Raw genomic sequence first — 21,523 nt, 5'->3', positions numbered from 1 at the left:
TTTGGACTCGACATCTCGGACAGACTTAGACCGCTCTCCTCATAGTTCGCGCTTGCCAATTTCACCGAGGCATGAGGGTATCTATCCGAAACGATTTCAAAGTACTTTTCGAGTTCCTTCTTACTGACTCGTGCTCCGAAAATCACTTCCTGGACGTTGTGTGGTTCAAGCGTAAGTATCCGACTTGGTGCACCAGTGATCATTCGATATTCGGCTTCGTAGGCCCACTCGCGAAATTTGTGACCCAATATGGCCTGAGCAAGCGTAAATTCCCTTTTTAACTCTTTTTTGTCGTAGATCACCTCAAAGCCGACAATCGCGTCGTTTTCATTGAGGATTTGGTCTGGGTCGATTCCAAGGCAAAAACCGTCATGGCTATTGGCGTAATGAGCCCACATAGGCATTGATGTCGGGTTGCGAGATAGTGACAAAACTCCGAGCTTGTCATTTGCGTCTCGGAAGAATTCGCGCTGTCCCACTCTGTTTATCAAGATAGATAAGAGTGCCCTTTCAAAATCTAGAAGGTCTTCCACTTTCTGGTTGGAAATATTGAGGTTTGCGCCCAGTTCCTTTGAAAGGGCATCCAAGACTTTCTGTGGGTCGGCGTCCAAACCAAGAGTGGCTGCAAATGGCCCTACTCCTTCGTAGAGATCGTTCAACGTGGCGGGTGGAGCAAAGAACAGCTCTCCATGAGTTAAACATCTAGTGTGAAATTCGGAATTCAGCGAACGGTACTTATACGCGAGTGACAATTTAACAGTTCCCCATATGGCAGTCCCATCCTCACACAATTGCGCAGCATGGAGAATTCTTGAAGTTGCGGAGTCTGTGGAACAAGTAGCAGAGTGGAAGCGGGCATGGGAGAAGCTACTTCGATCAGCGCCCGATGACACAGTGAAAAGGCTCCATCGCGAAGCTTGCGGCAGGTAGGCCCACAATCGACCTTGTAGCCCTGTTTCACAATGCCAGTGTTGTTTAACGGATTTGCCGCAATTTCAGAGTTTGTTTTGTTCAGCGGTCGAGCAACATGAACCATGACACGCGCTTCGAACTTTGAAAACCTGACATTCGCCGAAATGCAGAAAAAGTGTTACGTTTGGGCTCTTTCGGCACCTTAGCCGCGTTTTGCATGAAGGGCAGTTCTCGCAAACATACTATCCTGCCTTCTCCCCGAGCAGACCCCATCATGTCTAAAAAGTGTAGAAACTGAAGCTGTTTACCCGTCGTGTCTCTGTCAATGTCTCATTGAGCGTTTCTGACATTGTTATAGAGATATTGAGACGCTTGGCGACGCACTGTCGCAGAAAATTCCTTACCACCCTATTTTGCACTCAGCCGGACTCGACCCCAACAGGACCCGTCGAGATCCTGTATCAGATCGAAGACGTGGCCCGTCAGGTAGCCCTGCAAGCGCAGGTCACCGGTAGCATAAGTCTCCATGATTTTGATGTCCGTCGACGGTTCAACTCATTTAAAGGCGGGCAAGAGCTTGAAGCTTTCAAACGAAAGGCCCGGAAGAGCTTCCCGGACCTCGACATCGAGTATGCTGTTCTCGATGAGTGTAGCGACGTCTTCTATATGATCGAGCTCGGCCGCTATTACGCCAGCGACAGGGGCCTCAAGTAGTTCTCACGAAGGTGACCTAGCAGCAGTGATTCAAGAGGTGTCAGCTTTTTGTTTGGCGCCTTTTTTGCTCGGTAAACAGTGGCTTCTGACACCTGAAGGAGGTCAGCCAGGTCTTTAACAGTGAGACCTAGATCGATCCGGGCCTGTTCGAGATCCTTGAATTTTCCTGGCTTGATATCGTTGAGGATTACAATTGTTCGCACTGAGTATGACATGCCGCTGGCTCCAATATTGAATTCAGCAGATGTCTGTCAGTATGTAAGTCTCAAGCTTGGTCCTCTACTACAACATCAAAAAACAACCAGAGAACAATCATGGATCCAAAGGGCGACCAACACAATGAAATGATCCACCATGGCCACGTGCTCTGGCCATGCCACCTACGGTGCTGAAGATCAGCCAGATCACCAGTAGAACTAGAATGAATCCCAGCAGCGACAGAAGGGCTTCAAACAATTCTAGAAACCCTTTTCTTCAACCGACTTTCCTTCCAACACTAACTGTTCGTCAATCGCCAGAGTTGTGTTACCGGAGTTTTCGTATCTGATATATAGGAAGCCAACTTCGCTCTGAGGTGCCTCATCTGAATTGCAGTTGAGGGTGATCCTGTTTGGCCCTTATTGGAAGCTTTTTATGTCATTGAAGTGGCCTTTTCTGAACTTCGCGTTCGGATACTTCTCTTTCAAAATCCTCAGCACTGCGCTTTCAGTTGACAGACAAGCGCTCCGATCCATCTTGGATTGGGCGTAAATCATGAAGGGCAACCTACTTGTGGGTGTAATGGACACCCTGTAATCTCGAAAGATGCTGTTCGGCTCCGGTGGAACAACATCAAGGCTGTCCAGGTAAAGCTGCCAGCGTTCGCCAGCGCTGCTTTCTGCTGACCAAATGATCTTGTCTTCTTTGAGAATTTTGATTGATTCTGAAAATGGTTGATCGAACGGTATGCCAAAACCACCAGTTATTTCTTCAGCATTCACCTCAGAGAAACCAATCGCTAAAACTACTGCCGTTAAAAATGTTTTCACTTATTCAAGCCTTCAATTCGTCCAAGCTTCCACCAGCTTCCAAGTGCTCTTTAACCCAGCGAGGCTTCATGCCCCTGCCAGCCCAAGTCTGTGAGCTGTCAGCAGGATTCCTGAATTTCGGGGGCAGTTTCACCTTTGCTCCTGGAGCTGGCTGACCCATGTTACCCAATACTTGATCCACCGTGTAACCCTGCTCAGCCGCCAGCTTCACAAACTGATCTCGAAGGGCTTTCTGGGTTTCCTCATGGATAACTCGTTTTGCTTCGGTTGCCGCCTCTATAACGGCGTCTATCTCGGGCAAGCTGAGTTTCTTGAACTCTTCAAGCGTATATTTTGCTGGCATTTTGGTTCCTCTCGTTTGAGCCAATCAACCAGACTTACTTGTAATTTGCAACTTGCAAATAAGCCCTTAACCAAGTTCGAATTTCACACCTATATAACTATTGACGCTAAACGATTATAAACATAGTATAAAATTATGACTACAGTTAAACTCATACGCGATTCCAAAACAGTTTAAAACCCGGCATTCGGCCGGAACCATTACATTTGGAGACTTATGAGATGACTACTTCTGAAACCCTCGATCTTTGCATCGACTATCCACTATTCGTTGATACCAACTTCCTTGATTGCTTTGAGCCCGCCGTTGGGCCGGGTTGGATCCAATTGATCAAAGAAATGCTCGATGAGCTCAGGGCAATGACCCACGGGTATTCCGAGCAACCACAGTTCAACGATATCCGTGAAAAATGGGGGAAACTGGATGTCTTGGTTCACGCTGGGAACGATCAGATTTTTCAGCTTTTCGAAAAATACACGACCATCTCAGAACACGTGTGCGCTGAGTGCGGATCTTACGGTGACCGGCCGATGAAGGGTCGGAATGCGATCAGGCCGCTTTGCAGGGGCTGCGGGAACTATGACTGATCAGCTGGGTGACCTGACGACACGCGAGCTGCTCGACGAGATGCGACGCCGACTACGTGAGACACATCCTGATTTTGGAGCCTACTTTCTTAAGCAGTTGTTGCCTGATGACTTGTACCAGCCGGACAACGAACTCCATCAAGAGCTCGTCAGCGTAACGATGGACTGGCTGGAAGCAGAATTCAAACGGCATCGGCGAGCGCTGCATTCCGAAGGTCCAAGTGACGTCGAGAGCGCCATCGAGTGGATGGAAGAGCGCCGCGATTATTTAGAAAGCAAACGATTATGAGCAGAGTTCTTATCGACTGGAACGACCTTGAAGCCAGCGTCAAACGGCACCTGGAGGACCGGCCGGGCTGGGTTCCCCTAGTTGTTGAAGCGCTGGAGAAAATCAAAGAGCATGCCGAACTCGTTGGCGATGAGCTACCAGACATCACAACCATCAAGCAAGAGATGGGGTCTCTGATGATCTATAATGGCGGGTGTGCTGATCAGTATGTGTATGACGCTCTCGAACGGGCACAGCTGAAATCTGAATTCACTTGCGAATTCTGTGGAAGCTCGGCCCGTATCCAGGACTTCTATGGATATCTAGCGTGCCGGTGCCCTTGGTGCGCGCATGATCTGATCGAAGAGCGCAAGGAGGAGAACAGCCCGGAGCGTTACATTTTGAATCAACGCTTGCCGGAGTCCGAGAAGGACTTGTGTTGCACCGAATGCGGCTACTTCGGTCAGCGCGTTCGAGCTTGGCGGGAGACCAGGTGTCCGGTCTGCGTGATGAACGCCTGGGACCGGACCATGTCTTCAAATCTAATCTCCATCAGCTCGGGGATGATTCAGGACACAGGGAAAGCTGAGACCGACGTTGTCCAATACCAAGTGGTCTACGGCCATGATTTCGTCATGCGAAACGAGGAGTTCCAGGTCACCGGACATATGCGTACTGACGATCTGCTGGAGCGGTGTGCACAGGAAGTCCGTTCAGCAATTGAGGCCGGATAAATGAGGCTCCGACGTCTTCTTTGGCAGCTACCCAATGCCGCCCAAACAGACCTCCTGATGGAGCTGCGAGAAAGCATGTCAGATGAAGACAAAGCTACGTTCGAGCAACGCGTCAAACATCTGTTCGATACCAAAGAAGACCGGGCCCAAGCATGGCGACATGAGAATACAGGTTCATTCGACGCCCAGCGCCGCATTCATCGCGGGCCCAAGGATGATATTTAACATAAGAACTCTTACAGGTAATTTAGATGAGTGACCATTCTGTCATCGACTACGACAATATCCGAGGTTCAGCAGAGCGCAACCTGGGCGCTCAAAACGAGGGCTGGGTTGAGCTCGTCGCGAGGTGCTTTGAGGCCATCAAGAAGCACTGTGACCGCGAAGAGCTGCCATATCCGAGGGTGGCTCAGATCAAGCAGAAATTTGGCGGTCTGAGGATCTATCTGCACGACGGTGAAACTGGTGATGATCTGATGATCGACGAGTTCATCCACGCGGCATGCAATACCGCCGATAGTTCATGTGAAATGTGTGGAAATAGTAGCCGGCCGCAGTCAATTGGTGGATGGGTGCGCAATCTGTGCTGTTTCTGCGTTCACGCAGAGGCGCGTCGGCAGGAACGTGATCTAACTGCGTATCCGCTAAATGATCGCGTCGAACACCGTCTCAAATGTCTGTCCTGCGGATATCTTGGGCAGCTCGTAACAGGCCGCGATGACAAGAAATGCGCAGCCTGCGTGATCGGAGAACTTGAGAAATGAGACCAACGCTGAACTGGTTCGATATCAAAGATTCATTGGGCTACCAGATTGGCTACGAATACACCGACCTGATCGATACCGTGGCGGCCATCCTTGAGCGAGTACCCCGCTCACGCCGGCCGGTTGTCCAGGATCTTTATGTCGACGAGCAAGAATGTCGTCTGGTCATCGATTACAGCCATGCCAGCGATGATGTGGAGGCCTTGATCGATGAGGCTATACGAGCGGCCTACCCTTACATTCTCAGAGATATCATGAAAAAAACAGTTCAGAATCCGTGTTTCATCGCGTTGGAATCCAGCGATTTATGCTACGATGGCGGTTGGCCGGTCGAGGTAGGGACGGCAGTCAATGAAGGTGACTTTACGCATACCTGGTCGTCGTTAATCCGACCTAAAAAGGGCTGGAATATCGATAAAAATTGGGACGCACTTGCGGCGCGAGCGCATGGTATCGAAAAAAAGGATCTCATGACGGCGACAAAGAGAAAGAGGCTTAGCGAACAAATTTTGCTTAGTGCTATTCGTCATGACTATACGCTGGTTGTTCGTAACAAGCGCCACTCGCTTAATTTAATGAAGATGCTTTTTGGTGAGTACACGGAAAGATATGAGATCGATGTCATCAATTTTGATGATCTGCTAAAAATTCACGACCTGTCTGAGGCCCAGCTGACACGTGTTAATCGGTATTTCGAACGAGCCAATCAGCCGCTGCGAGCTGAAGCCTCGGCCGCAGCCATGGCATATGCGTACAAGCAAGCTGGTGAGTAATGAAACAACTGACCGCCGCCAGTTTTGATGTCTCAGATATGTCATCAATATTCATCGACATCCGGTCTGCAAATGTCAGGGGTAAGCTGTGGCCTGTGCAGATTGCTTTGTTGGGTATCAAAGACGGCGACGAATACTTGTGGTCCTCTGCAATCCACCCTGCCCTCTCGTGGCCCATGCAGATTTTGGACTTGGCTGACATCTATCTGAGAGACGCGCCGCGAGCGTCAGACGTCGCCAGAGAAACGCTGGAGCGCATCTCCAGAGCTTCTGGTAAATGGCTCCATGCAGAGGATCCTCCTGGCACCAAGAAGCTTCTCGATAGGCTTCTGGACGAGGCAAACCTCGCTTTCAGATCAGATGAGGCCGTCATCGCGATGGACATGGAATGGGGTCGTGATGGTGAAGCTGCTGGGGCCCGGATCAGGGAGTATTTTGGGAACTACCCTGCCCCATCGGATCCGGTCGATCAGGTTCAGAGGTTGGCAAATGCTTGGGTTTCTGGGTATCCGGGGTAGCCAGAAGAGAAACCTGGGGTTTTAAAGACACCCCTGCCCGACTGCTCTTAATCTCTCTAAGCAACTTAGCTATCCATTTGGCGATGAATTATGGGAATCAGAGACACGATCTGAACTTGATTCTGGGTTTTGGAGACACCCTGAGAATCCTGTTTTGGGTTTTAGAGACGGTCATGGACCCGATTTGGGGTGTTAAATAGGTGTTAATATAGGTGTTACGTGTCAGAATCCGTGTTGTAAGCTTTTGTTTTTTTTATGTTTATGGGAGAGCAGTGTCTTTAATACCCCGCAAAGGTGTCTTTAATACCCCGTAAGAACGTCTCTGATACCCCGAATCTGTTGATTGGGTTATCCACAGGCTGTATGGTACTAAGTTAAGCACTTTTTCGTCTTCAATACCCCGAATAGATCAGCTTGGTTCCAAAGGATAGCAGATGAAAAGCAAGAATAGCGTCTCTGATACCCCGAATCACAAGGGTAGTGATCTATTTTCCAAGGATAGCGTCTCTAAAACCCCGAATCGGGATGAGAATCCGAGCATTTCCAAGGATAGCGTCTTTGATACCCCGAATCGAATCGATGGTGAGATCAAGAAATCTCCCAACCTAGCTCTCCCAGATACAACCGGTTTGCTTCCGGAGCGTCACCCACAATCGGATTTGTTTCTGTGCGATATTGCGGATGCGGTATTCAAAGACATCCACCAAGGCATGGAACATCCTTTTTTCTCGCTATCAAAGAAGCCAGACACGACGCCTCGCGAGTATGAGCACAATGAAAAATGGATCAAAATCAATCCTTCGCCAATAGGCGGTATGCCAACAATCTATGACAAGGACGTTTTGATCTATGCGATCAGTCAGCTCATTGCCGCTCTGAATCGTGGAGAAAGAGTTTCACGAAGGATCAGGATCAACAGCCGAGATTTCCTTGTTTTTTCCAATCGAAAAACAGGTGGCAAGGACTACAAAGCGATGGAGGACTCCTTGGAGCGTCTGAGCGGCACTCGGATCAGGACAAATATTGTGACCGGTGATGAAGAACAGCTCGATGGCTTCGGCCTGATCAATGCTTATTCTGTTAGGAAAAAGAGAGATAGCAACGGCAAAGAAGGAAAGATGCTGTGGGTTGAGATTGAACTAAGCAGCTGGGTTTTCAACGCCATTGAGCAGCGTGAAGTCCTAACCCTAAGCCCTGACTATTTTCGTCTTAGGAAGCCTCTTGAGCGGAGGATCTACGAACTGGCTCGTAAACACTGTGGTCGCAAATCAGAATGGAAGTGCTCGGTCGACATTCTTTACAACAAGTCAGGCTCCAGATCGAACAAGCGCCAGTTCAGATACCTACTTTCTCAGATTGCACAGACTAATCATCTTCCTGACTATTTTGTGGAGTCTGACGGCCAGGAGGTCACATTTAGGAACCGGGGAACGGTTGGTTCTTCGCCTGCAATAGAGATCTTGGATGCCCCTACCCTGCCCAGCTATGCCTACGAAGACGCTCGTGAGGCCGCCCCTGGTTGGGATCCATATTACCTGGAACAGGAATGGAAAACATGGGTCGCGAAGGAATGCATCGACGTCAAAAGCCCAGGGAAGCATTTCCGAAAGTTCTGTGAGAGCTTTTATGAGAAGAACGGCCGGCCGCAATAACACCCCAAAAATGAAGACGCCCAGCGTATTGGCCAGGCGTCGTTCACATATTTTGCTAAGAAATCGGGGGGCTACCCCCCTGATTACCGCGAACTGGAAATGCGGGGGGTGCCCCCTGCCCTACTTGCCTTCGAACTTGTCCATTAAGATTTCAAGCATATCATAGTAGACCCGGCGGTCATCTTTGCACAGCTGCTTGAAGCGCTCGATAATATGATCGGGACCTTTAATGCTAATCTGGCCCTCTGTAGCTTTTTGTGGTGCCACCGGCTCTGCTGCTGGCTGTCTGGACACCCATTCTTGCCGTTCCCCCCTGCCCTTCTCCTTTTTGGACTCCTCAGGGGCTGAGACAGGTTCAGGACGCTTCTTAGGTTCAGTGAAGGCGCCGAAGTCGATGGGATTATTTTCGTTTGTCATCACGCGGCACCTCGCTGTTCGTCGTCTCCCCGAAGAACTTTGGAGACCTCAGCCGCGAAAGCTTTGGCATTCACCATTGCCTTGCCCACTCCGGAAACAGACTTTGGAAGGTCCTCCAGGGAACCGCCGGTATTGTGCAAGTTGCTGAAGGCGCCGCGATCTTTGAGTTCTGTATCAAAGCAAGGAACGTTACCGCGCATACTGCTGTTGATCATCTTGCGGAAGCGGGCCTTGGCCTGATCCAGCGCCTGAGTCCGAGTAAATAGAACACGTGCCGGAATCTGACGGTTTGCGAACTCGGCATCTTGCTTTACCTGCGCGAGTGTCTCAACGGCCGCTTTCGCGTCCTGTTGCTCGTCAGCCATTGGTACAATCACGAGGTCGGATTTCGCGATCACGAAGGAGTTCAGTCTGGAAGCAACGCCTTCCAGATCTACCAACACTACTTGTGAACGCTCTTGAGCGTCTTTAATTTCTTGCTGAATCCGTCGCTCATCTGCGCATGCTACGACATGGATATTCTCTGAGTGAGGCCCCTGCCCTGCCCAGTCCATGACGCGGGCTGCCGGGTCCGCGTCGATAATGGTCACCGTGAGTTGTTGGGCCAGAGTTGTGCCCAAAACAATGGTTGCAGTGGTTTTGCCGGCTCCACCTTTGGTTGAGGCGAATGCGATAACTGTCATGATTTTACCTGTTTTTTGTCTGCTCTACCTTAGTCTAGACTAGTCTACTCTACTCCTGTCTACCAAAAGTTACTTTGGCTTAGAGTTAACAAGAGTGTTCTATGGCAAGCATGACACAAGTACCCTACTCTACTGTATGGTATACTTGTCTACCGTACTCTACAGTACTGTAGACAAACTATCCAGAGACATCACAGCAGCATTTATAAATGTAATCGTCCCTATTGCTAAGGTATTTAATAATACGCACCAAAAACAATTTTAGTCTTAGTCAGTATAACCTAAAGCAGAGTTTGGACGGCGATGTTAAGTACAAGGACCTGATCACTGACGAGATCCGCGCACTGGAAGATGATCTGACTGCATTGAAGGCCGAGGAAGCCCTTTAGTCAACTGAGATTGCCGTCTAGAACGGCGTCGGCCACGTCCGGGACCCGAAAACGAAGGCTTGAACATTCCGAAACCGCGAACGGGTAGGGTGGGTGTACTCCGGCTAGCAGGAGATACACCTACAATTTGGGCACATGTAAGAACTCCCCAAACGACCTGGAGACAGGGCAGGGGAATTCAATTTGGGCCTACACCTTTATCCTGAACGACAAGTCTTTGCCGATCAAAGAGCACCACGCACAGATTCTGGAAAACACACGAAGCTGACTGCTTTTCAAGTGGCAAACGTAAGCGCTGTCTTGGGTCTCGTTATCAGCCAACATGGCCCGACGTGTGAAAACTGCGGTAAGCACCTGTGCACGCTAAACGCCAGGTTCTGCGCAGACTGTGATCACCCAGTTTCAGTATCCGATGCGGTGATCGAAGGTGAAGAAAGTGGCGTTAGTGAACGTAGTCCTAACGGAATCCGCGCGGTCGTCCGGAAAAGCACAAAATATGGAACCCTCACTGGATGATGTTGTGGGGAACACCGGCGAGGGCGGGTAAGTAGGCTTGCGAGCGTCGCTTATTGTTTTTGCTGACATGAATAGCGCGGTCAGGTTTGTTAGTTTAACCCTAAAACCACAAAAATAGTTTTACAAAATGTCAATCAAAATGACTAAATCTTGAAATATAAAGACTTTTCAAGTTGCCAACTATGTGAGTTGTGGCTCCGCGGTAACAGTGTCATATACATGGTTTGAAAACACTATAAGTAAATTGCTTAAATACTTGGTTTTACGGAAAACCGCCTCATAACGACAAAAATCAAGGAAATGGTATGACAAAACACATCGAGCAGATGGCGGATTGGATGATGTGGTACTGTATACAGGAAGGGCAGGGGGCCAAGGCTGACATCGAAAAAAAGGCATTCAGGAACCCGAAACTCAACGAGGCAGAATGATGGATATCAGCGAATTGCTAAGCGGCGTCGAATCCAACGCCGAAACCAAGGCAGAATTCGGCCATTTCATGAAGGATGCTCGCCGAAACATCGGTCTCACACAACAGCAGCTGGCGAACCGTACAGGGCTCAATAACGCAAGCTTCATTGCTGCCATCGAGTCGGGGAAGTCCCGGCTGCCGGCTGAGCGACTAGAGCTGTTTGCGGAAGCGCTGGAACTGGAAGCGAGAGACATCGCTTGGGCGTCAATTAAAGGCTGGGATATGGATACGTTTTTGTCCGTTGTCACCGAGCCGTTCAGAACAGGAAAGCAGTCATGATCGAACTGAAATCAAAACAAGAGACGTTCGAAGCTAGACTGGGCAGCCGCGTCGAGTACTTCCGCAGTGCTGAGTGGGGTGGCGATCTGAAGGTCCGAAAAGGCCAGGTCGCCAAGTTAAAAATGAATGACGTTGAATACACAATCACAATGCAGGATTCGGAATGCTTTGGAGACCATCAATTGCTGACAATCACACGTGAAGATGGTGAGAAAAGCGAAACATTTGCTGATACCAGGAAGCTGGAGCGCGGCTATACAGACCTGAAGATGGCCATGCTAGCGCTAGTCCAAGTGTTCCCTTGGATGGCACCGAAATTTATCGGTGAAGAGGTGTGCTCATGAGATATTTGTTGCAAGAAGGCCGTGAGAACCTGGATGCTTTGCTGGACAAGTATGCCGAAGCAAAAGCAATTCAGGATAAGGTCCAGGTTTTGCTAGACGGGGCCTTCTTTGTTAGTCTGACCGCATGGAGACGGCTGTACTCATATCTATTGCGGTATCCGCGGTTCTAACAACGATAGGGCTTGGCTTGGTCTTTTTTGCGCTCAAATATGGTGGGCGCCGACGGTCGCGGAATCCTGAGTTGGCAAAAAGAGTTGTTGAGATCGCTCCACTTCACCTGCTCGATGGCATCATGGACAGAAGGATCACACGATGACGATCTTAGCGATTATCGGTGGAGCCGCTGTTGCAGCTATCGGTTACTGGATATCTAGATATGCTGCGAGCCAAGTCGGAGAGTTGCCAAAAAGAAGCCCTGAACTCGCCAGGAAGGTCGCTGAAGCCCAGGATTGGGAAGCGTTTGATCGCATCACAACCCCCAGAAAACGAGATCTTCTTGAGTCTTGACTGTAAGACTTGTAAAATTCTACAGCCTACTATCCTTTACATCCTACAATATCGACGTCCACATTTTTGGTTTTGAGGCTGTTCACCCTAGAGAGCGTGGTGCCGGAAACAGGAACCACGCTTTGCGCGGATAGCGCTTGTTTTCAGGGCTGCATGTAGGGGCAGGGGGCGTGTGATCCCCCTTTTTGTCCCCGTTTTTGTGCGTGAATGGGGAATTGACTGAAAACTTGACCGGTTGTCCGCAGTGGATATCCTAATTTTGTTTTTTGATTGGGGGTCTTAATGAGTTTTCGAAACATAATTGTTGCAACGAGCATCCCTTTGTTCTCTCTAGGTTGTGCGCAACCAGCCAGTTTAAACTTACCACAGAATGTCGTTTTACCCACTCAGCAGCTACAGCCACCGCAGCTTTGTGACTCAGACAAACGTTTGAAAGCGGGCCAAGACGATCTCAATGTTTTAGGCTACAATAAGTTGCCGACCGGATCGCAGAAAACAGATGATCAGTCGGCGCTGTTTTGGGCTATAACTGCTGAGTCAGACGACCGTTATGCGGATATGCTCGAACGAGCGAAAGCGAGTTGTCCAGCCGAGACACTGAGCCAATGGGAAGCGGGAACGCTAGCCAATTCTGGTTCGTACACGTTTGATCAGGCTATTGCGAGCAATAGAAAAGCAGCTGAGAGGGACCGAGATACGTCCAGGACCTATGTTCGCTGGTCAAACGAAGAGCAGACGCAGCGGGTTTTGTCAGCAATTGGAGGCACAATAGTAGCAGCTGGTGCTGCGGCCGGTGCACCGACCACCACTAGCGGTTCATCGTCTAGGCAACCATTGTACGCGGCAGACAATGCAGCCGGTTGTTATAAGATCAGTCGTAATCCTGCTCGACATATCAACACTTGTTCGTCAGATATCATCATCAGTTGGAAAAACAGCGCCAATTCTTCGTGTCAGACCGCAACAGGATGCAGTCTAACCATTTCGGCAAACAGTCAGCGTTCAGATGATCCAGGAAATCTTCCGACAAGCCTTTTCGGTGTCACGCGATGCTTTGAAAGCGATTGGGCACGGGGGCTCTGTAAACTCTGATACCAGTAAGTTCGTGGGCAGCAGCTGAATTGGTTGTGGATCGGGGCAGGGGGCGTGTGATCCCCCTTTTGGTCCCCGTTTTTACAAATATGAAGAGCTCTCGCCGCAACGAGAGCTCTCTGGTCACTTTTTCTTTTGTGACCGCAGCTTTCTAAGCTCGAAAGCACATTTTTCCTCGCTTTTGGAGGCTTGTCGCTCCTTTTCCAAGGCTATCAGTTCAAGCCTTTTGGTTGCGAGGTGTATTCCAAGACTGATTAAAACTAGCTTTCCGATGCCAGCTAAAATCAGAATGACGTTCTTTATTAATATGAGGATAGATAGAAGTCCCAATGGGGCTCCTCCTCTAGATTGGGTCGAAAGGGGGCAGGCTTTGCCGGTACCCATTCCAACCATGTCCTCATACGAGTAATTTAGGTTGTGGAGCATTGATCTTCAAGATGAACGCAAACAAATGAGACCTATGATACTGGAACAGAAGGTCATCTATAGCAGAATCCTACGGCACCTGAGCACGAAGGACTATTCAGGTGCCCGCAAATACGTGGACGACAACGAGGTCTCCAAGGCTTGTGGCGCGGCCGATTTCGCTGATCTGCTGATGCACACAGCAAACAGTGAGCTGGACCACAGGTCGCCGGCAGAAGTGACTCTGGGGCCGGGTGGAGTGTTCTTGTTGAACAGGACCCGACCCTGGGAGTGATCACTGATCGTCGCTTTTGGCCGGCTTTTGGTCAAGGGATGACGGGATCAAAAGATGGTTTCATCCCCTTCTTGTTCGCTTTTGGCTTATCTCCGTTGGGGCATGAATTGCAGATCTTCATATGGTCCGTTGAACGACCCACCACCACCACCGATCCGGAGTACAGAAGTGGCATCAATGGTACCATTTGCACCAAAATCAATGTGTCCTGTAGGAACCCCCATCGGCCTTTGTGCCGGGATGCTTGGGATGCCGGCCCCATGGCCCGAGTAACCGCCGACGCTGCCAGATGAATGGCTTACTTCACCGCGCAGAGCCCGCATTTGTGGACGATTGGCCGACTCCTGCGCGTCCTTCACGGTTTCTGACGTTACAGATGGCTCTAAAACCTTCTCAACATCGACGGGACCGAGATCAATCTGTTCCTCTTCAAAAGCCTTAGAGAGCCCTTCGACCATGGAGTCAGCCACGGACTTACCTGGATGCGGCGAGTGACCACTCTCTATGTTCGGAAGAAGAGCATTGTTGCCTGTTTTATCGGTGTATGCACCAACTGCCGCTCCCGCATCGCGCGCTGCATCACTGACCGGAGACAGCGCCGTTGCGCCGCCAACAGCGATACTGGTCCTCATACCAGCTCCAGCAACTGCCGTGAGTGCACCGGTTGCCATGCCGAGTGCCACGGGGCCAAGTTCCCGTCCGAGTTGCTCGCCTATCCCTGGGGCCGGCGACACAACAGTTTCCATCTGGGACGAAGACCCAAGCTCAGGCATTTGGAAGTTTTCCTCAACACTAGGAACTTGATTTGCAAGGCTGGTCTCGCCGTGACCGAAGCCGGATGTTTCGTTCCTTGGTGCCTGGTAGATAATTTCCCATCCAAATCCGGGTGCGCCCCCATGGCCTCGACTATAATATGAAATATCATCATCACCGAGGCTTCCCGCGAGGCTCAGACTCGCCGTTGAGCCAGCAAAAATCGCACAAGTGGCGACTGAGAACAGAAGCTTTTTCATGTCAATTTCCCCCACAAGGTTAATCGCAGGACCCGCCTGCAACACATTTGACGTGACGACGTGGACGGTAGATTTCAACGAAATGGCCTTTGAGTGGGAGGATCACCGCTTCAAATATGCAACAGTTAGATTCTGTGAAGCTGTTGACAGATTCGCCGGGCATACAGCTCCAGCCGAACGCATTTCTTCGACCCGATTCAAAAACTCGCGTTCAGTTGCAATTTGACCTGGGCGGGGTTCGGCTGGGCACTCAAGAATATGATGTGGAACCGGGGCAGGGGTAGGCTTACTGCAAGCTGTCAACATAAGCGCGCATGAGAGGGCTAAGAGCCCAGTTTTTATAGGCATTACAGAAAATCACTTTTTCAATATTTTGGTTCTTTTGGTGTTCGGCTTCGAGAGCCTGGTTTCGCTTTTGGAGGGCTTGGACGGTCACCTCACGAGCATTTTTAGCCACTTTCAAATCCTACCGAAGTTCAGAGTTCTCACTAAGGTCGGAGATCACGTAGTTGACCCCAACCGCAGCCAGGAATCCGGCAGAAAAACTGATGTGCCATTTCTTGACGCCAAGCAAAAACGCATCACTTCACGTCTTTTTTAGCACCTCCTTTAAGTCTTGGCGCCCAACTGCTTGACAAATAACAAAAATATAGCCGCCAGTGATGAACGCCCAGGTTGCAATCGTGTCAGCGATGGCGCTTTAGGGCAGCAAAAAGACCTGAGCACATGCAACCAAACATCACTACACAAGCTACCGGCGCAGAGCGCGTTCCTCTCGATTATTTCCTAGGTCTGAAGTCAGGCGACAAAGCACGTTTTTTTTGGGGGGGGGTCTGACGACACCAAAATTGAGTGGACGCATGACTGCGTGGAGTATGATCGTGTCTTCTCGGCGTGTTTTCGGGCACCTGCCTTCCCATCGAGTTGTCGAGACGCTTGACGTAGATTATCAGACGGGATTTCAAGGCAAGAACTTTGAGTGGTTGTGGTCCCGCGTCTGGCAGCGCCCTGCTGTCTGCAAAGGGACCTTTCCTCAACGGAAAAAGGCAGGCCCCAACGCCCTAAAGGAGGGCAGTTGCTCGGGGCATTGGCTTCCGAGATGTGCAGGACGCTTGTTTTGCAAAATCTCAGATCGGGGTCCCCAGCTTGTCTGGTGAAGGATCGGCCTGAAACTGAGACAACCAAAGCATCCTCAAACTCGAAGGGAATACAGGATGCCGAAAACTAAAGCAATGAACTCCAAAGCAGCCGCACGGATTCAAGCCGCAAATTCAGCCAAGAGCGGCGGGCAAACGACCAAAGGCAGTTTCGCTGCACGCGCTCAAAGCGCCGCCGCGAAGAACGCTACCCGGACCAGTTCCAAGAAATAAGCTGGTTGGGATGGTGGCAATGTCGCCATCCCGTTATCGAGGTGACGCATGCCCTACTCCAGAGATAAAGACTTGAACAAAATCATTTCCGAAACCGTAAAAACAGGCGCCCGTTTTGTGCACGGTAAGAAGCATGGAAAGCTGTTATTCCCGAATGGCGGGCTGATGGTGATCTCCAAAACACCCAGTGGCGTCCGCGCAATCCGCAATGTTAAAGCAGAACTTGCAAGACTGCGCCGCACCCAGGAGCTGTTGGCATGAGCAATGTTGCTTCTCCCATCCCGCAACCATCCGAGATCGTTGCATTCCTGATCCGCGCAATGTCGCATATTGATGATGCGAACGAACCTGCGCTCAAGAAAGAGCTTCAACGCCTGCGCAAGGGTAAACCGCTTTCTCCTGAAGCCGCGAACGATATGCTTCAACGGCGTCTTGCGGAATTCCATTCGGCAAACGGCAATGATGTCTGGGGGGCAACCGACTTCTTGGATGCACTGCAAGACTATGCTGTCTTATGCCGTTCTCTGGACTGCGCGGCATTGCCCGTTGCGGCGGTACGCGGCGTGTTTGACCGCGTTGCATACGGATTTTTCCAGGAAATTTTGCAGATCGTGCTCGCCGCAACCGGTTTGAGTCCGGACGATATTCTGGGAAAGCCATGCCGTGCGACAACGCTGTTGTGGCAATGGCGCGCAAAAGATCGTGGTCTTGCACGCTTGGCGACAGAGATCGAAAGCAAACCCGGCCTGCGCCGAGGTCAGGAAAACTGGGAAATCTCAATCAAACGATGGGCTAGGGGTGAGCGCGACCCGCAAATTCATACAGTTCTATCGTTGATGAAGCACTGGGATCGGAAGTTTGCGCGGGCGCTGCTTGTGGTTCGGATGTACCAGAAATACTGCGAATTGAGCTTAGTGGATCCTAGCAACCATATCTCCGGCTATGAGCTACGGTTTGATGCAAATTCCATCCAAAAAGCGATTGTAGATCTTTCGGGATCGCCAAAATATCTGAAGACCAGCGGGCTTACCGTGCGCCAGCAACACGAGGTCAACGAAATTGTTCGGCTAACAGATCCACGCCGTTCGAAGGCCGGTGGAGATGCCGCTAGAGCGGATTTTTTGTTCACAGCGTTAGAGGACTCGTTGAAAGGCCAACCTCGTTTGGCGGGCCTTCAGTTCTATCGGGGGCGCTATTATTCCCAACTCGGCCGCTATAGCGATGCACTCAATGCGTTTGAAGACGCCGCGCAGTGGTTTGAGTTTCGCAGCGCCGTACAGATGAAATGCTGCCTGCACTACATACTCAACATCGCGCAGAAGCTTCAAAAAAAGCGTGTTTTCACAAAATGGGAAGGTTGGTGCGACGGCTTGGAACTTAATGTTGATGTTCCCGACGCTGACTTGGCATGTGCTAGGGACTTTCCAAATATGTATCCAGAAGCCGCCGAAGCTGACTGCGACGGTCCCTACAGAAAATACATTCTGGTCATGTCGGAATGGAAAGCTCGAAAGCCAGATATGAGAAATGTCGACCGCATCGTTAAGGGATACGGCCAGACCCCGGCACCGCAACTTGCACTGTTTGCTCATCTTGGGCAGGTGGAAAAAGTCGTACAATTATTGAGTGCCGGTGCAAATCCCAATGTTTTGGACAAGAATAGTGGGGCAGCGTTGCTAATGGCGCTGCAAGGTGGGGATGACGCCTGCATCAGGGCATTGCTGCCCCAAACCTCACTTGACGTAATCAATACAACGACGCGTAGTGGTAAGTCTGCTTTGAGTGAGGCTATCTGCATGGGTTGCCCCGATTACGTGCAAGCTCTTCTTGAAAAAGGCGCGGACGTCGAAATACAGGGGCCAGATCATCAAACGACGCTGTTCATCGCGGTCTGTCACTTCGCAGACGCCGAGTCCGGGTTGCGACGCGGCGGCCTAAGAGCAGATATGCCTGCCGTATTACGCAAAACAAACTCCCCCTTTTTTGACGTCGAAGCCCATGCGCAGGAAGTAAACCACTATTCACACGACGAGTTGGCCATTCTTCCTGACCTCGCCGAGTACTACCTCAAAGGCGATACACCAGAAATGCGCAGGATTGTGCAGCTCTTGCTGGATGCCGGCGCAGATGTGAATGCGCCTACTGAAGCCTATGGGCTGACACCGTTTTTGTATGCAGCTGAAATCGGAAACTCATGGCTTCTCAAGACCCTTGTTGATCATGGCGCTGACGTGCGTTCACAGGATGAGCGTGGCGGTACAGCCTTTACGCGTCTGCACTTCTTTGGTCATACCCGCCTGGCCGCTGACTTGTTGCGTTGGGTATTGCCGGACGACAGGATTTGGTTGAGAGAGAAAGCGTTTCGCTAATCCGGACGGGGATTGGCATCCATAGATCATTCGCACGCAATCTGATCCGGGGCGGATGAATGCAATCCGCTACACCTAAACGAGCACTTGGAGCGGCACTAAAACGGGGCAGGTCCAGATGACCTTCTTCTTCGTGGATAGCCCGCAGTTGATTCAATTGTACAGCAGGTTAAGTTAGGCAAAAATTCTTTGACTTATTGTTATTGGCATTTCGCTTTGACATTGGAGCAGGCAGATGAAGCTCAGCAAAACCGGATTTATCCAATATTTGAACTGCCCTAAGTCACTTTGGTTGAGCCTGCACAAACCAGATATCTACCCAAAAGGTGAATTTAGTGACTATGCGCGGAAATTGACCAAGGAGGGGTATGAGGTAGAGGGTTACGTTAAACAGCTTTTTCAAAGCCAGTCGGACGCGGCGCTCTATGACTTTCAACGTGTTTTTGAGACAGCAGAAGGGATGTTGGCCAGAGCGGACGTAGTCCGTCAAAACGAGGGAGGAACGATAAATCTCTATGAAGTGAAGTCGTCCACATCGGTTAAGGACAACAATCCCCACAACCAGCTCAAAGACGCCGCATTCCAGACAATTGCGGCCGAGGCGAACGGCGCGATGGTAGACCGGATTTTCATTGTACATCTTAACGGCACCTATGTCCGTAAGGGCGCTGTCGATCCGCAGCAGCTTCTTACCATCGCCGATGAGACACGCAGAGTGCGTGACTTGATTGATGAAACGCGCGATCAGATAAGCGGGGCGTTGGCCTTGCTGGCCGAAGAACAGATTGATGAAAGCGCATGCTCTTGCCTTCAGCTCGGCAAAAAAAAGCACTGCGACAGCTTTGATTACTTCAACCCTGACATACCCAAACCCTCGATCTATGATCTGCCGCGCCTACACAAGAACAAGATAATCCAATTTTCAAAAGAGGGCCGGTTTGCCCTCGATCAGATCGGGCAGGGCGAGGTATCAGCAAATCAGGCGTTGGTTCTATCGGCTGCTCAGAACGGCGCGCCTATAATCAACGCAGATGTGCTTGCGGAGTTTTGCGCGCAGGCGCAGTACCCGTTCTATTTCCTTGATTACGAGACCTATGCCTCGGCGATCCCGATCATCGACGGCGTGAGGCCGCAGTCTCAGTTGCCGTTTCAGTTCTCATTGCATGTGAAGCGTACACCGGACGATGTGACGCTTGCGCACCATGAATACCTAGCCGAAGCACCGCTGTTGCCGCTGGCCTTCATTGAAGAACTAGAGCGCCGGATAGGGCCGCGCGGCAGCCTGATCTCTTGGCACAAGAGTTTTGAGAACACCAGAAACCGTGAAATGGGTGATCTCTATCCGGACAAAGCCGAATTCCTCAGCGACATTTCTGCGCGCACGCTCGATCTCGAAGACGTCTTCAAGACCGGATATGTTGACATCCGCTTTGGCGGCTCGACTTCGATCAAAAAGGTGTTGCCCGTTTTGGCGCCTGATCTGACATATGAGGGAATGGACATTGCTGGGGGCACCGAAGCGATGGACGGGTGGATGAAATTCATCGACCAGCCACATGGAGCGGAGCGTGAGCGCCTACGCTCAGCCCTGCTCGAATATTGCAAGCTCGACACCTATGCCATGGTTCGCATTTTTGAGGAGATAGAAAAGCTGATCTGATGAGCCCTACAAAAAAATGTAAGAAGCTTAGCTTGTCCCTGTCAGGTTTTTATCCTGGCTTTCTAAATACCTGTGAACAACTGAGACGACGCATAGTGAGAAACTTCTCCCTTTGTGCACAAACTATGCGAAGTGCATCATGTGTTTGTTTTCAAAGTTGCTCAGGGCACCTTCAATCAGCGATACGGCTTCATCTACATCTTCTTCGCATGTGCCGCGCCCCAAACTGAACCGGATGGATGCATCTGCCTCATCATTTTTGAGCCCAATGGCGCGCAGAACGTGGGATGGTTCTGGGATCCCGCTCGTACAGGCGGCACCACTTGAGGCTACAAGTTGGGGTTGTGTTGCGCTAAGTATGTCTTGTGCTGAAAAGCCGTCAAAACGGATGTTGGCATTACCAGGGTGACGCATTTCTCCCAAGGGTGGCCCATTTAGCGCTATCGGATAGGGTAGAGCCATCAGATTCTGGACGAAACGGTCACGTAGCTGCGAAAGACGCGCTCGCTCGGATCGTGCATTATCTCGGTTCAGGAGTGCAGCCGCCCCACCCATGCCAACACATAGCGGCGTGGGAAGGGTACCGGACCGCAGATTGTTTTGTTGGCCGCCGCCATAGATCAATGGCTCGATGTCGCTTTGCAAGTCGCGCCGAATGTAGAGCGCACCGACGCCCATCGGACCGTACATTTTGTGGCCGGACAGGCTGACCATATCGGCATGTTCGGCCAATTCAGAAATATCCATCGCGCAAGGGGCCTGCGCACCATCGCAGTGAAAAATGGTACCGTAGGAATGGGCGATCTTACCGACGGTCTCGATGTCCTGAATCGTACCAATTTCGTTGTTTACTGCCATGACGGAAACGGCCAAAACGTCATCGCCGATCAGCTCTGCAAAATGTTCCAAATCGACGCGGCCCATAGCGTCGACCTTGAGCGTTTCAATCTGAAACCCGAGCTCCTTTTGGATGGCACGTCCGGTGGCAAGAACGCACTTATGTTCAATCGCGCTAAGCAATATCCGGCGCCGCTTGCCGCTAGAAGCTCTACGCGCTAGGCCCAAAAGCGCGAGATTGTTAGCTTCTGTCGCGCCGGAGGTGAAGATGATTTCATCGGTGTCTGCGCCAATCAGTGCGGCAATGCGAAGCGCCGCCAATTCCACAGATTGCGCGGCCTTCCAACCGCGGGCATGATCGGCAGAATGCGGGTTTCCGAAAGATTCTGCAAAATATGGAGACATTTGTTCTAAAACTTCTAAATCAAGAGGCGTTGTAGCTTGGTAGTCAAGATAGTATGATTTTACGTTTTTCATATTACTTACAAGTCACTATAAGAATTTTACGGGTTGGTCTTGCGCACATCTAACATTTCCGGGCATCTGGGAGATGTCTCCAGCTCTTGGATTGACCCTACCAAA

Annotated in this window: 25 protein-coding genes; 17 read left to right on the top strand and 8 right to left on the bottom strand. The window is 50.7% G+C overall.

Features of this window, described 5'->3' with window-relative positions; all coding sequences use genetic code 11:
• A partial coding sequence (locus GOV90_RS20785; protein WP_171172930.1) for a DUF2971 domain-containing protein occupies nucleotides 1-752 on the bottom strand: 752 nt, incomplete at its 3' end.
• 634 nt (nucleotides 753-1,386) lie between these two features.
• Between GOV90_RS20785 and GOV90_RS20780 the strand changes: the two genes are divergently transcribed.
• Nucleotides 1,387-1,626 carry a hypothetical protein gene (locus tag GOV90_RS20780; RefSeq protein WP_171172929.1) on the top strand — a complete coding sequence of 80 codons (240 nt, stop codon included), beginning with the start codon at nucleotides 1,387-1,389 and terminating at the stop codon, nucleotides 1,624-1,626.
• Here the strand turns inward: GOV90_RS20780 and GOV90_RS21455 are convergent.
• The 3 genes from GOV90_RS21455 to GOV90_RS20770 form a co-directional block, all read right to left on the bottom strand.
• Nucleotides 1,599-1,841, bottom strand: coding sequence for an antitoxin Xre-like helix-turn-helix domain-containing protein (locus GOV90_RS21455; protein WP_371808857.1), 243 nt, complete (start codon nucleotides 1,839-1,841; stop codon nucleotides 1,599-1,601). The two genes, GOV90_RS20780 and GOV90_RS21455, sit on opposite strands and share 28 nt — an antisense overlap.
• A gap of 402 nt (nucleotides 1,842-2,243) precedes the next feature.
• Nucleotides 2,244-2,654 (bottom strand): hypothetical protein, encoded by a 411-nt coding sequence (locus tag GOV90_RS20775; protein ID WP_171172928.1) that lies wholly within the window; start codon nucleotides 2,652-2,654, stop codon nucleotides 2,244-2,246.
• Between the two features lie 4 nt (nucleotides 2,655-2,658).
• Entirely contained in the window at nucleotides 2,659-2,997 is a 339-nt protein-coding gene (locus tag GOV90_RS20770; RefSeq protein ID WP_171172927.1) for an H-NS family nucleoid-associated regulatory protein, read from the bottom strand.
• Nucleotides 2,998-3,576: 579 nt separating this feature from the next.
• Here GOV90_RS20770 and GOV90_RS20765 point away from each other — a divergent pair.
• The 7 genes from GOV90_RS20765 to GOV90_RS20735 all read left to right on the top strand — a co-directional run bounded on the left by GOV90_RS20765 (nucleotide 3,577) and on the right by GOV90_RS20735 (nucleotide 8,293).
• Nucleotides 3,577-3,873, top strand: coding sequence for a hypothetical protein (locus tag GOV90_RS20765; protein ID WP_171172926.1), 297 nt, complete (start codon nucleotides 3,577-3,579; stop codon nucleotides 3,871-3,873).
• Nucleotides 3,870-4,586: a hypothetical protein gene (locus tag GOV90_RS20760; protein ID WP_171172925.1), complete on the top strand. Its 717-nt coding sequence runs from the start codon at nucleotides 3,870-3,872 to the stop codon at nucleotides 4,584-4,586. The genes GOV90_RS20765 and GOV90_RS20760 overlap by 4 nt, the downstream gene beginning before the upstream one ends.
• A 75-nt stretch (nucleotides 4,587-4,661) precedes the next feature.
• A complete protein-coding gene (locus GOV90_RS20755; protein WP_171172924.1) occupies nucleotides 4,662-4,811 on the top strand; it encodes a hypothetical protein in 150 nt (49 codons plus the stop codon).
• 26 nt (nucleotides 4,812-4,837) lie between these two features.
• Complete coding sequence (locus GOV90_RS20750; protein WP_171172923.1) at nucleotides 4,838-5,350, top strand: hypothetical protein; 513 nt, start codon at nucleotides 4,838-4,840, stop codon at nucleotides 5,348-5,350.
• Nucleotides 5,347-6,123 carry a hypothetical protein gene (locus GOV90_RS20745; RefSeq protein WP_171172922.1) on the top strand — a complete coding sequence of 259 codons (777 nt, stop codon included), beginning with the start codon at nucleotides 5,347-5,349 and terminating at the stop codon, nucleotides 6,121-6,123. Before GOV90_RS20750 ends, GOV90_RS20745 begins: the two co-directional genes overlap by 4 nt.
• Complete coding sequence (locus GOV90_RS20740; RefSeq protein ID WP_171172921.1) at nucleotides 6,123-6,641, top strand: hypothetical protein; 519 nt, start codon at nucleotides 6,123-6,125, stop codon at nucleotides 6,639-6,641. Before GOV90_RS20745 ends, GOV90_RS20740 begins: the two co-directional genes overlap by 1 nt.
• Nucleotides 6,642-7,075: 434 nt before the next feature.
• Entirely contained in the window at nucleotides 7,076-8,293 is a 1,218-nt protein-coding gene (locus GOV90_RS20735; protein WP_171172920.1) for a replication initiator protein A, read from the top strand.
• Nucleotides 8,294-8,413: 120 nt separating this feature from the next.
• On the opposite strand, the gene GOV90_RS20730 is transcribed toward GOV90_RS20735, so the two are convergent.
• Both GOV90_RS20730 and GOV90_RS20725 read right to left on the bottom strand, forming a co-directional pair.
• Entirely contained in the window at nucleotides 8,414-8,710 is a 297-nt protein-coding gene (locus GOV90_RS20730) for a hypothetical protein (protein ID WP_171172919.1), read from the bottom strand.
• Nucleotides 8,710-9,393, bottom strand: a complete 684-nt coding sequence (locus tag GOV90_RS20725; RefSeq protein ID WP_171172918.1) for a ParA family protein — start codon at nucleotides 9,391-9,393, stop codon at nucleotides 8,710-8,712. The genes GOV90_RS20730 and GOV90_RS20725 overlap by 1 nt, the downstream gene beginning before the upstream one ends.
• A gap of 1,210 nt (nucleotides 9,394-10,603) precedes the next feature.
• Here GOV90_RS20725 and GOV90_RS21340 point away from each other — a divergent pair.
• The 5 genes from GOV90_RS21340 to GOV90_RS20710 all read left to right on the top strand — a co-directional run bounded on the left by GOV90_RS21340 (nucleotide 10,604) and on the right by GOV90_RS20710 (nucleotide 13,692).
• Entirely contained in the window at nucleotides 10,604-10,729 is a 126-nt protein-coding gene (locus GOV90_RS21340) for a hypothetical protein (RefSeq protein WP_256368044.1), read from the top strand.
• Nucleotides 10,726-11,049, top strand: coding sequence for a helix-turn-helix domain-containing protein (locus tag GOV90_RS20720; protein WP_171172917.1), 324 nt, complete (start codon nucleotides 10,726-10,728; stop codon nucleotides 11,047-11,049). The genes GOV90_RS21340 and GOV90_RS20720 overlap by 4 nt, the downstream gene beginning before the upstream one ends.
• Nucleotides 11,046-11,393 carry a hypothetical protein gene (locus GOV90_RS20715; protein ID WP_171172916.1) on the top strand — a complete coding sequence of 116 codons (348 nt, stop codon included), beginning with the start codon at nucleotides 11,046-11,048 and terminating at the stop codon, nucleotides 11,391-11,393. Before GOV90_RS20720 ends, GOV90_RS20715 begins: the two co-directional genes overlap by 4 nt.
• Complete coding sequence (locus GOV90_RS21110; RefSeq protein WP_217352345.1) at nucleotides 11,390-11,563, top strand: hypothetical protein; 174 nt, start codon at nucleotides 11,390-11,392, stop codon at nucleotides 11,561-11,563. The genes GOV90_RS20715 and GOV90_RS21110 overlap by 4 nt, the downstream gene beginning before the upstream one ends.
• 1,880 nt (nucleotides 11,564-13,443) lie before the next feature.
• A complete protein-coding gene (locus GOV90_RS20710) occupies nucleotides 13,444-13,692 on the top strand; it encodes a hypothetical protein (RefSeq protein ID WP_171172915.1) in 249 nt (82 codons plus the stop codon).
• Nucleotides 13,693-13,778: 86 nt separating this feature from the next.
• Here the strand turns inward: GOV90_RS20710 and GOV90_RS20705 are convergent, their stop codons facing one another.
• Nucleotides 13,779-14,705: a hypothetical protein gene (locus tag GOV90_RS20705; protein WP_171172914.1), complete on the bottom strand. Its 927-nt coding sequence runs from the start codon at nucleotides 14,703-14,705 to the stop codon at nucleotides 13,779-13,781.
• A 1,214-nt stretch (nucleotides 14,706-15,919) separates the two neighbouring features.
• On the opposite strand from GOV90_RS20705, the gene GOV90_RS21450 reads away from it, so the two are divergent.
• From GOV90_RS21450 to GOV90_RS20685, 4 genes are all read left to right on the top strand, one after another.
• Entirely contained in the window at nucleotides 15,920-16,075 is a 156-nt protein-coding gene (locus tag GOV90_RS21450) for a hypothetical protein (RefSeq protein ID WP_171172913.1), read from the top strand.
• A gap of 72 nt (nucleotides 16,076-16,147) precedes the next feature.
• Nucleotides 16,148-16,336 (top strand): hypothetical protein, encoded by a 189-nt coding sequence (locus tag GOV90_RS20695; RefSeq protein WP_171172912.1) that lies wholly within the window; start codon nucleotides 16,148-16,150, stop codon nucleotides 16,334-16,336.
• Nucleotides 16,333-18,444, top strand: coding sequence for an ankyrin repeat domain-containing protein (locus GOV90_RS20690; protein WP_171172911.1), 2,112 nt, complete (start codon nucleotides 16,333-16,335; stop codon nucleotides 18,442-18,444). The genes GOV90_RS20695 and GOV90_RS20690 overlap by 4 nt, the downstream gene beginning before the upstream one ends.
• A 235-nt stretch (nucleotides 18,445-18,679) precedes the next feature.
• On the top strand, nucleotides 18,680-20,104 hold the full coding sequence (locus GOV90_RS20685) for a DUF2779 domain-containing protein (protein ID WP_171172910.1): 1,425 nt from the start codon (nucleotides 18,680-18,682) through the stop codon (nucleotides 20,102-20,104).
• Between the two features lie 123 nt (nucleotides 20,105-20,227).
• On the opposite strand, the gene GOV90_RS20680 is transcribed toward GOV90_RS20685, so the two are convergent.
• Nucleotides 20,228-21,418 (bottom strand): cysteine desulfurase family protein, encoded by a 1,191-nt coding sequence (locus GOV90_RS20680; RefSeq protein ID WP_171172909.1) that lies wholly within the window; start codon nucleotides 21,416-21,418, stop codon nucleotides 20,228-20,230.
• Nucleotides 21,419-21,523: the final 105 nt, after the last annotated feature.

It is taken from the genome of Ruegeria sp. HKCCA5929 (assembly GCF_013034525.1).
In the GTDB taxonomy this organism is placed as follows: domain Bacteria; phylum Pseudomonadota; class Alphaproteobacteria; order Rhodobacterales; family Rhodobacteraceae; genus Ruegeria.
The sequence above is the reverse complement of the archived record's forward strand: the minus strand, read 5'-3'. Positions and strand labels throughout refer to the sequence as shown.